Genomic DNA, 1,011 nt, shown 5'->3' on the forward strand with positions numbered 1-1,011 from the left:
CATGGGATTAGATGTTGGGTCTAAAACAGTCGGCGTAGCTGTTTCTGATCCATTCGGTTGGACGGCCCAAGGGGTAGAAATCATTCCAATCGATGAAGAATTAGAAGAATTCGGTTTGGACCGACTTGGTGAATTAATTGCTGAGTATAAGGTAGAAGCGTTAGTTCTTGGTTTACCCAAGAATATGAACAATTCTATCGGTCCACGCGCTGAAGCCTCACAAAAATACGGCGAACTTGTGATAGACCGGTTTGATTTACCAGTCTTTTACCAGGATGAGCGGTTAACAACTGTTCAAGCAGAACGGATGTTAATCGCCAACGATGTCAGTCGTAAGAAGCGTAAGAAAGTGATTGATAAATTGGCTGCGGTATTGATTCTGCAGAATTATTTAGATGCCCACCCATCGTAGTAGGTGTACGGAAAGTCGCTTAGAATTGACGCTCTGGCCCAAAAACCGAACAGTTACTGTAAAGTAATTGGCGTATTTTAGGAAGCGTCGGATAATTCTGACTTTTAAAGCCGGATATGATGGCTATTGATAGATATTGATTGAGTCCGTTACAGGATCAACACACGAGAGAAAAAGGAGATTTTCAAATGACTGAACATCATGAACATGACCACGAAGGTCACGAGCACATTACAATTGTCGACGAGGAAGGTAACGAGCAATTATTCGAAATTCTATTTACATTCGATTCAGAAGATTTCGGTAAATCATATGTTATCGTCTACCCAGCAGGCGTAGCTGACGAAGAGGGCGTAGAATTACAAGCTTTCTCTTACGTTGAAAGTGAAGACGGCTTTGAAGGTCAATTAAATCCTATTGAGACTGAAGAAGAATGGGATATGGTTGAAGAAGTATTAGCAACATTTATCGAAGACGAAGATTTATAATCTGTCGCTTTAAGTAAATGTCAATAAAAGAGAGAAAGCATCCAATTGATTTTGGGTGCTTTTTTCATGGAAAAAACTAAATAAATAATTGATGAGAAGACTGGAAAATAC

At 39.8% G+C, this 1,011-nt stretch carries 2 protein-coding genes; both read left to right on the forward strand.

Annotation, left to right across the window (positions count from 1 at the left end; translation table 11 throughout):
- The first annotated feature begins 1 nt into the window (after position 1).
- Positions 2-412 carry a Holliday junction resolvase RuvX gene (gene ruvX, locus ACRCJ0_RS15230; protein WP_431388438.1) on the forward strand — a complete coding sequence of 137 codons (411 nt, stop codon included), beginning with the start codon at positions 2-4 and terminating at the stop codon, positions 410-412.
- Positions 413-600: 188 nt separating this feature from the next.
- Positions 601-900 (forward strand): DUF1292 domain-containing protein, encoded by a 300-nt coding sequence (locus ACRCJ0_RS15235; RefSeq protein ID WP_417894124.1) that lies wholly within the window; start codon positions 601-603, stop codon positions 898-900.
- Positions 901-1,011 lie beyond the last annotated feature (111 nt).

The sequence above is a fragment of the Aerococcus sp. L_32 genome (assembly GCF_050689315.1).

Coding starts and splice junctions, on each gene's coding strand:
- ruvX (WP_431388438.1), top strand. CDS start 2: ATGGGATTAGATGTTGGGTCTAAAACAGTCGGCGTAGCTGTTTCTGAT.
- ACRCJ0_RS15235 (WP_417894124.1), top strand. CDS start 601: ATGACTGAACATCATGAACATGACCACGAAGGTCACGAGCACATTACA.